General features: G+C 59.4%; 5 protein-coding genes. 2 read left to right on the top strand and 3 right to left on the bottom strand.

The window, feature by feature from the left end; genetic code table 11:
• Positions 1–205: 205 nt before the first annotated feature.
• Positions 206–790, bottom strand: coding sequence for a Fe-S biogenesis protein NfuA (nfuA, locus tag ACIPIN_RS13030; protein ID WP_007946504.1), 585 nt, complete (start codon positions 788–790; stop codon positions 206–208).
• A gap of 111 nt (positions 791–901) precedes the next feature.
• A complete protein-coding gene (locus ACIPIN_RS13025) occupies positions 902–3,193 on the bottom strand; it encodes a fatty acid cis/trans isomerase (protein ID WP_401119153.1) in 2,292 nt (763 codons plus the stop codon).
• Between the two features lie 155 nt (positions 3,194–3,348).
• On the opposite strand from ACIPIN_RS13025, the gene metH reads away from it, so the two are divergent.
• Both metH and ACIPIN_RS13015 read left to right on the top strand, forming a co-directional pair.
• Positions 3,349–7,059, top strand: a complete 3,711-nt coding sequence (metH, locus tag ACIPIN_RS13020) for a methionine synthase (protein WP_401119151.1) — start codon at positions 3,349–3,351, stop codon at positions 7,057–7,059.
• 194 nt (positions 7,060–7,253) lie between these two features.
• Positions 7,254–7,472, top strand: a complete 219-nt coding sequence (locus ACIPIN_RS13015) for a DUF2970 domain-containing protein (protein ID WP_054597004.1) — start codon at positions 7,254–7,256, stop codon at positions 7,470–7,472.
• A gap of 7 nt (positions 7,473–7,479) precedes the next feature.
• Here ACIPIN_RS13015 and ACIPIN_RS13010 read toward each other — a convergent pair whose 3' ends face one another.
• Positions 7,480–8,565: an ABC transporter substrate-binding protein gene (locus ACIPIN_RS13010; RefSeq protein WP_401119147.1), complete on the bottom strand. Its 1,086-nt coding sequence runs from the start codon at positions 8,563–8,565 to the stop codon at positions 7,480–7,482.
• Positions 8,566–8,718 lie beyond the last annotated feature (153 nt).

Genomic DNA, 8,718 nt, shown 5'->3' with positions numbered 1-8,718 from the left:
AGCTGTTGCACTTCGTTTACGGCGTGCTCAAGTCGGGTCAACCCTTTGACCCGAAACTTGCGCTTGCCCGGTGAGGCTCAAGACGGTATCTACGGGTGTACGCATCGTAGGAGCTGCCGCAGGCTGCGATCTTTTCTTGCCTTAAACCGCACCCATAAAAAAACGGCGCTCACGGGCGCCGTTTTTTCATTTCGCAGCGAACACCTTAGTAGTAGGCGTTTTCTTTCTGCGTGTGGTCGGTCACGTCACGTACACCTTTGAGCTCGGGAATACGCTCAAGCAGCGTGCGCTCGATGCCTTCCTTCAAGGTCACGTCAGCCTGGCCGCAGCCCTGGCAGCCGCCACCGAACTTCAACACGGCGATGCCGTCTTCAACCACATCGATCAGGCTGACCTGACCGCCGTGGCTGGCCAGCCCCGGGTTGATTTCGGTTTGCAGGTAGTAGTTGATGCGCTCGTTGACCGGGCTGTCGGCGTTGACCATCGGTACTTTGGCGTTTGGCGCCTTGATGGTCAGTTGGCCGCCCATGCGGTCAGTGGCGTAGTCGACCACGGCATCGTCCAGGAACGCTTCGCTGAACGAGTCAATGTAAGCGGTGAAGCTTTTGAGCCCCAGCGCAGTGTCTTCAGGTTTTTCTTCGCCCGGCTTGCAATAGGCAATGCAGGTTTCGGCGTATTGAGTGCCAGGCTGGGTGATAAAGACCCGAATGCCGATCCCCGGGGTGTTCTGCTTGGAAAGCAGATCAGCCAGATAATCGTGGGCGGCGTCGGTAATGGTAATGGCGGTCATGGAAATTCCTCGCAGGCTTGGGCGCAGTTTACGCCAATCATCGCGCCGGACAAAGTCCTAGTATTTTTGTCGGGAAAGAACCGGCCGCCGCAAGGACGACCGGTGAGTCGGTCACAGGTTTTCGTAGCGATTCATGTCCAGTACGCCCTCTTCCACCGGTTCGGTTTCGCGGATGTACTGGCTCAGGTCGTGGAAATACTGCCAGAACTGCGGATGGCTGCGCCGAATACCCCAACGCTCGACGATCTTCTCGAAGCTGCGGGCATCCTTGGCATTCTCCATATCAGTGACAAACTCCGGCACTTGTTCAGCCGGGATGTTGAACATGAAGTTCGGGTAGCTGCTGAGCACGCCGGGATAAATGGTCAAGGTGTCCAGCCCCGGCTGATAGCGCAGTGCCTCGCCGAGCAGGAACGCAACGTTGCTGTGGGCACGGTTGCGCAGCAGGCTGTACACCTCGCGCTTGCCGCTTCGACTCTCGATGCGCAGCATCGTTGCTTCCGGCAGTTGATCGATAACCTTGAGCCCGGCCGCCGGGCGTGCGGTCAAGCGGCTCAACGCCTGCTCGGCATTCTGCAAGGCCGGATCGATATTGGGCCGTGAGCAATAGGCGCCGTCGCAGCGGTTTATCGGATCAGGCCTGGCGTTCAGGTCACCGTAACGCATCAGCAATTGCTGGGCGAAGTCGCGTTTCGGATCTTTCTCGTCAAGAATCAGCGCGGTTGGTTTGTCATTGTCGATGCTTTCGTAATCCAGCCACATCTTGAATTTGCCGCTGCTCTGATACCAGTCGTCCAGGTAGCCATTACGCGAATCGGCCGGCATCAAGCGCAGGAAATTCTGCTCGGCGCCGTTACGGATCAGGTCGAAATACAGTCGGGTCTGCGCCTGATGAGAAACGTTGCCGAACACATCAAAGTTGACCGCCAACTGATAATAGGTGCGCTCCAGCAACGGGAAGTCGAACAACCACATGGTCTGTGGCACTTCACCGATCAGGCCCTTGCTCACTGAAGCACTGTCAAAATGCCGGAAGATGCTCAACAAGGCGTTGTCGTTGCCGGCCCACAAGGTCGACCAACTCGGCGCCGGCGCATCGGCGTAGGTGTCACGACGCAAGGCTTCGTACTCGTTACGCTTGTCGCGGTACGCATGCCACAGGCTCAACACGCTGCCGACATCGTCATTCTGACCGGGCATGGCCAGCAACGGCGTGGCTTTGCCGCGATAACCCGGATCGGTGATGTACAAGTCGTGTTCCGGCGCCTGGAAGAACGCCCAGAAGTTGTCGCGAATCACATCGGTTGCAATCTGCCCACGACAAACCGGGCCACGGATAAAGGTGCGCACGAAGTATTCGGCGTTATCGAGCATGAACTGATAACGCGCCTGCGCCGGAATCGCCTGGAAAGTCTCGAACGGATTGGCGCGACGTTCCGGGCCATAACCGGGCAAGGCGTGGACCTGCCAGTTGCCGTTGTAGAACAGGGTTTTGATCCGGGCCATTTTCGCCGGACTGAGCGGATAGGTGATGTGCGTCTTGTGCACGATCACCCCTTGTACCGGCCACAAGCGGTAATACACCTGAGTGCCCGGATCATCGTTCGGGCGGCGGCTGTTGATCAGGTCGATCGGCTGGCCCGTCGGTGTACGCGAGCGTACCCACTGGAAGAAATGCCCCGGTTCGCCGTCCTTGAAGTAGATATGAGCCAGAAACCAGTGCTCGAACAACCAGCGTGCCACCAGGCTTTCACGGGCGCCCGGTGCGTTGAGCAGGTTTTCCCACTGCACCACCTGCAAGGCTTCCCTGGCGCTGGGGACCAGGCCCTGCTGGTCGATTGGCGCACCGGAGGCCAGCCAGCGTTGCAGCGTCTGGTACTGCTGATCGGTCAGTCCCGTCACCGCCAGCGGCATCCCTTCTTTCGGATGGGCGTGGGCATAGGCCTCAAACTCCCCCGGCATCGGGCACATGTTCTCGCGCTCGAGCCCAAGCACGATGTCTTCCGGCAGCTTGGCATTGGGTTGCAGCGGGGTTCTGTGCCCCAGCTCAAGCATGCGCGCCATCAGCGCAGCCTGACTGCCCTGGGCATCGAGTACCGAGTAGAAATCCTTGCGTTGCCAGGCCGCCTTGCCAAAAGCGTCATAAAACAGCCGTGTCGGCTCCGACGCCTTACTGCGATCACCGGCATAGACCGGGATCTTGGTCGCGCCACGCGCCGCGCCCTCGCCACTGCCCAGGTTGAGCTGACAGGCGGCGTCATAGCAGGCATGGCAAGCCACGCATTTTTCAGTGAAGATCGGCTGAATATCGCGGGTATAGGAGATCGCCGGCGCCGTGCCTTGTGCTGTGGCAGCACTGCTTATAAGCAGCACAAAGAGGCTGATGAAAACGCGATTCGACATGTCCCTGGTCCCGATCGTGAGAAAACGTCGCGATTCTACCGGTCTGGCCCGGCCACCAACATGAGCGATATTCATGCAAAAGCAGCTCATGCTCTAAAAGCGCACAGGTTTGCTATTATCCCGACCCTTCGTAATGGCCTTACCAGGTAGTCCTAATGTCCGATCGCAGTGCTCGCCTACACGTCCTCAAGCAAGCCCTCAAAGAGCGCATCCTGATTCTCGATGGCGGCATGGGCACAATGATCCAGAGCTACAAGCTCGAGGAACAGGACTACCGTGGCAAACGCTTTGCCGACTGGCCAAGCGACGTCAAGGGTAACAACGACTTGCTGGTACTGAGCCGCCCGGACGTGATCGGGGCGATCGAGAAGCAATACCTGGATGCCGGCGCCGACATTCTGGAAACCAACACCTTCAACGCCACCCAGGTATCCCAGGCCGACTACGGCATGCAAGGCCTGGCGTATGAGTTAAACGTAGAAGGCGCACGCCTTGCACGCAAGGTGGCGGACGCCAAGACCCTTGAAACCCCGGACAAACCACGCTTTGTCGCCGGTGTCCTGGGCCCGACCAGCCGCACCTGCTCGCTGTCACCGGACGTGAACAACCCCGGCTACCGCAACGTGACCTTCGATGAACTGGTGGAAAACTACACCGAGGCCACCAAAGGCCTGATCGAAGGCGGCGCCGACCTGATCCTGATCGAAACCATTTTCGACACCTTGAACGCCAAAGCCGCGATCTTCGCCGTGCAAGGCGTGTTCGAGGAAGTCGGTTTCGAGCTGCCGATCATGATTTCCGGGACCATCACCGATGCCTCCGGCCGCACCCTGTCCGGCCAGACCACCGAAGCCTTCTGGAACTCCATTGCCCACGCCAAGCCGATTTCCGTCGGCCTGAACTGCGCCCTTGGCGCACGTGAGCTGCGTCCGTACCTGGAAGAGCTGTCGAACAAGGCCAGCACCTACGTGTCAGCGCACCCGAACGCTGGCCTGCCGAACGAATTCGGTGAATACGATGAGCTGCCGGTAGAAACCGCCAAGGTCATCGAAGAGTTCGCCCAAAGCGGTTTCCTGAACATCGTCGGCGGCTGCTGCGGCACCACGCCGGGACACATCGAGGCCATCGCCAAAGCGGTCGCCGGCTATGCGCCACGGCAGATTCCGGACATCCCCAAGGCATGCCGCCTGTCGGGCCTGGAACCGTTCACCATCGATCGCAGCTCGTTGTTCGTCAACGTCGGCGAGCGGACCAACATCACCGGTTCCGCCAAGTTCGCCCGGCTGATCCGTGAAGACAACTACACCGAAGCCCTGGAAGTCGCCCTGCAGCAGGTCGAAGCCGGCGCGCAGGTCATCGACATCAACATGGACGAAGGGATGCTCGATTCGAAGAAGGCCATGGTGACCTTCCTCAATCTGATCGCCGGCGAGCCGGACATCTCTCGCGTGCCGATCATGATCGACTCGTCGAAATGGGAAGTGATCGAAGCCGGCCTCAAGTGCATCCAGGGCAAGGGCATCGTCAACTCCATCAGCATGAAGGAAGGCGTCGAGCAGTTCATTCACCACGCCAAACTGTGCAAGCGCTACGGTGCTGCCGTGGTAGTAATGGCCTTCGACGAAGCAGGCCAGGCCGACACCGAAGCGCGCAAGAAAGAAATCTGCAAACGCTCCTACGACATTCTGGTCAACGAAGTCGACTTCCCGCCGGAAGACATCATCTTCGACCCGAACATCTTCGCGGTGGCCACCGGTATCGAAGAGCACAACAACTATGCCGTCGACTTCATCAACGCCTGCGCCTATATCCGTGACGAACTGCCGTACGCGCTGACTTCGGGCGGCGTGTCCAACGTGTCGTTCTCGTTCCGTGGCAACAACCCGGTGCGCGAGGCGATCCACTCGGTGTTCCTGCTGTACGCGATCCGCAACGGCCTGACCATGGGTATCGTCAACGCCGGTCAACTGGAGATCTACGACCAGATCCCGGCTGAACTGCGCGATGCAGTCGAAGACGTGGTGCTCAACCGCACCCCTAACGGCACCGACGCCCTCCTCGCTATCGCCGACAAGTACAAAGGCGATGGCAGCGTCAAGGAAGCCGAGACCGAAGAATGGCGCAGCTGGGACGTCAACAAGCGTCTTGAGCACGCGCTGGTCAAAGGCATTACCACGCACATTGTGGAAGACACCGAAGAGTCGCGCCAATCCTTCGCCCGGCCGATCGAAGTCATCGAAGGCCCGCTGATGTCCGGCATGAACATCGTTGGCGACCTGTTTGGCGCCGGCAAGATGTTCCTGCCACAGGTGGTGAAATCCGCCCGCGTGATGAAGCAGGCCGTGGCGCACCTGATCCCGTTCATCGAACTGGAAAAAGGCGACAAGCCAGAAGCCAAGGGCAAGATCCTGATGGCCACGGTCAAGGGTGACGTGCACGACATCGGCAAGAACATCGTCGGCGTGGTGCTGGGTTGCAACGGCTACGACATCGTCGACCTCGGCGTGATGGTTCCGGCAGAAAAAATCCTGCAAGTGGCCAAAGAGCAGAAGTGCGACATCATCGGCTTGTCCGGTTTGATCACGCCTTCGCTGGACGAGATGGTCCACGTGGCCCGCGAGATGCAGCGCCAGGACTTCCATCTGCCGCTGATGATCGGTGGCGCGACCACCTCCAAGGCCCACACGGCGGTGAAGATCGAACCCAAGTACAGCAACGACGCGGTGGTCTACGTCACTGACGCTTCGCGCGCTGTCGGCGTGGCCACCCAGTTGCTGTCCAAGGAACTGAAGGCCGGTTTCGTCGAGAGAACCCGCGAGGAATATGTCGAAGTCCGCGAGCGTACGGCTAACCGCAGTGCCCGTACCGAGCGCTTGAGCTACCCGGCGGCGATCGCCAAGAAGCCGCAGTTCGACTGGAGCGCCTACGAGCCGGTCAAGCCGACGTTCACTGGCGCCAAGGTGCTGGACAACATCGACTTGAAGGTGCTGGCCGAGTACATCGACTGGACACCGTTCTTCATCTCCTGGGACCTGGCCGGTAAATTCCCGCGCATCCTCCAGGACGAAGTGGTCGGTGAAGCCGCCACCGCGCTGTACGCCGACGCTCAGGAAATGCTCGCCAAACTGATCGACGAGAAGCTCATCAGCGCCCGTGCGGTGTTTGGCTTCTGGCCGGCCAATCAGGTGCATGACGACGACCTGGAAGTCTATGGCGACGACGGCAAGCCGTTGGCCCGCTTGCATCACCTGCGCCAGCAGATCATCAAGACCGACGGCAAGCCGAACTTCTCCCTGGCCGACTTTGTCGCACCGAAAGACAGCGGCGTTACCGACTACGTCGGTGGTTTTATCACCACCGCCGGGATCGGCGCCGAAGAAGTCGCCAAGGCCTATCAGGACGCTGGCGACGACTACAACTCGATCATGGTCAAGGCATTGGCCGACCGTCTGGCCGAGGCCTGTGCCGAATGGCTGCACCAGCAGGTTCGTAAAAACTACTGGGGTTACGCCAAGGACGAGACCCTCGACAACGAGGCGCTGATCAAAGAGCAATACACCGGCATCCGCCCTGCCCCAGGCTACCCGGCCTGCCCGGACCACACCGAGAAAGGCACGCTGTTCGCGCTGCTGGATCCTGAGGCCAGCGAAATGCACGCCGGTCGTAGTGGCGTGTTCCTCACCGAGCACTACGCGATGTTCCCGGCGGCCGCCGTCAGCGGCTGGTACTTCGCTCACCCGCAAGCGCAGTACTTTGCCGTGGGCAAGGTCGACAAGGATCAGGTGCAGAGCTACACCGCGCGTAAAGGCCAGGAGTTGAGCGTAAGTGAGCGCTGGTTGGCGCCGAACCTGGGTTACGACAACTAACACTGCTCTTGTGGCGAGGGAGCTTGCTCCCGCTCGAGTGCGCAGCACTCGCTAACACTGACGACCACGCTCTGCCTGACAGGGTGTGATAGTTGATTTTTGGGGCTGCTTCGCAGCCCAGCGGGAGCAAGCTCCCTCGCCACAGCCGCTACATTGTCTATGCTTGCCTCATACACACCAGTGACGAGGGATTTATGGACGATCCAGTCGACAACAAACCACCCAGCTTCTGGCAGATGCTGCACAGCGTGATGGCGGCAGCATTCGGCGTGCAGAGCGGGAAGAACCGCGCCCGCGACTTCACGCACGGCAAACCCAGTCATTTCGTGATTTTAGGCATTCTGTTCACGGCGGTCTTTGCGCTGACGCTGTTCGGTATCGTCAAACTGGTCCTGCATCTGGCCGGGGTTTAGCCCGACGTCAGTGCATCAGTGCTTGCAGGCTGAACGGATAGCGATAACTCAGAGGACGATCCTTGGCCGAAAGGCTGCGAAAGTTCACGCCGTAATCCTGAGTGACCCCTATGGCCAGCAAGCGTTTGGCCTGCGCCCGGTCAATCAATTGCAACAGCGGAATCTGCCGATCACGGCCACCATATCGTTCGACGTGCACGCCCTGATCATAGTCATGCAACTCCACCAGCGCCCAACCACCCAGACTGAAATGCCCGCCCAGCAATACGCTCAGGCGACCATCGAGCAACGCCTGCAAAGCTTGCGGTGATGTATTGACGGCGCTGAACAGCGCGCCTTTGCCCGGCGTGCCACCCGCCTCTTGATAAGCCTGCATCGCCCCGAACGCCATTTCATCGTTGGCGGCCCAGATCAGCGACGTCTTCGGATAGCGCTTGAACAGCAACGTCGCCTGCTCATGGACGCGCTGACGGTTCCAGGCGCCGTACACCAGTTGCCGCAAATGCACCTCGGGGTGCTCGCGCAACGCCCGCATCATGCCCTTTTCACGCAACTGCGAGGCCGGCGTGATTTTCAAACCGGCAAACGCCAGCAACTCAAGTTTCTGGCCTGGGGCAACCGGAGGATGCAGACGGATCAACTCCTTTAGCATCAGGTAACCGCCCTCCTCATCGTTGGGCACCAGGCTACCTAGCCAATTGGGATATTTTTCCTCGCGATTGCCGAGCAACGCGAGTTGATCGGCGTTTAACGCGCTATTGACGATAAACAGCTTCACGCCGCTGCCCTCGGACAGCCGCAAAATTTCCGGCGCAACATATTGCTCGTTGGCGAACACCAGATAGTCTGGCCGATTTGGCCCTTGCAGGGCTTCACGAGCCTGTTTGATCGTGGTTTCAGGCTTGCGCTCGGAATACTGTATCTGCAGGTCCATGCCCAGATCCCGGGCGGCGGCCTGCATGAATTGCGAGTAGCTGAGCCAAAAGGTTTCCGCAGAAGTACCGGGGCTCAGGAACAGCACCGACGCCGCTTGAGCGCCCGGTCCATAGACCGTGCAAACCGTCAGCAATACCCCACAGATAAACTTGAACATTGAATATCCGAGCCCCGGAAATTAGCGCGCATTATAGCCGGCGAAATGCTGGCAAATCGCGATTAATTAGCGTTTTGTCCGACAATCTTCGGAACAGGGCTCGGTCACGCTACCTATTGATGGCTGACCCAGAACACCGCAGTGCCCACTACC

The sequence above is a fragment of the Pseudomonas sp. NPDC087697 genome (assembly GCF_044743155.1).
Taxonomy (GTDB): Bacteria; Pseudomonadota; Gammaproteobacteria; order Pseudomonadales; family Pseudomonadaceae; genus Aquipseudomonas.
Note: the sequence above shows the minus strand (reverse complement) of the source record. Positions and strands in the feature narration are given on the sequence as shown.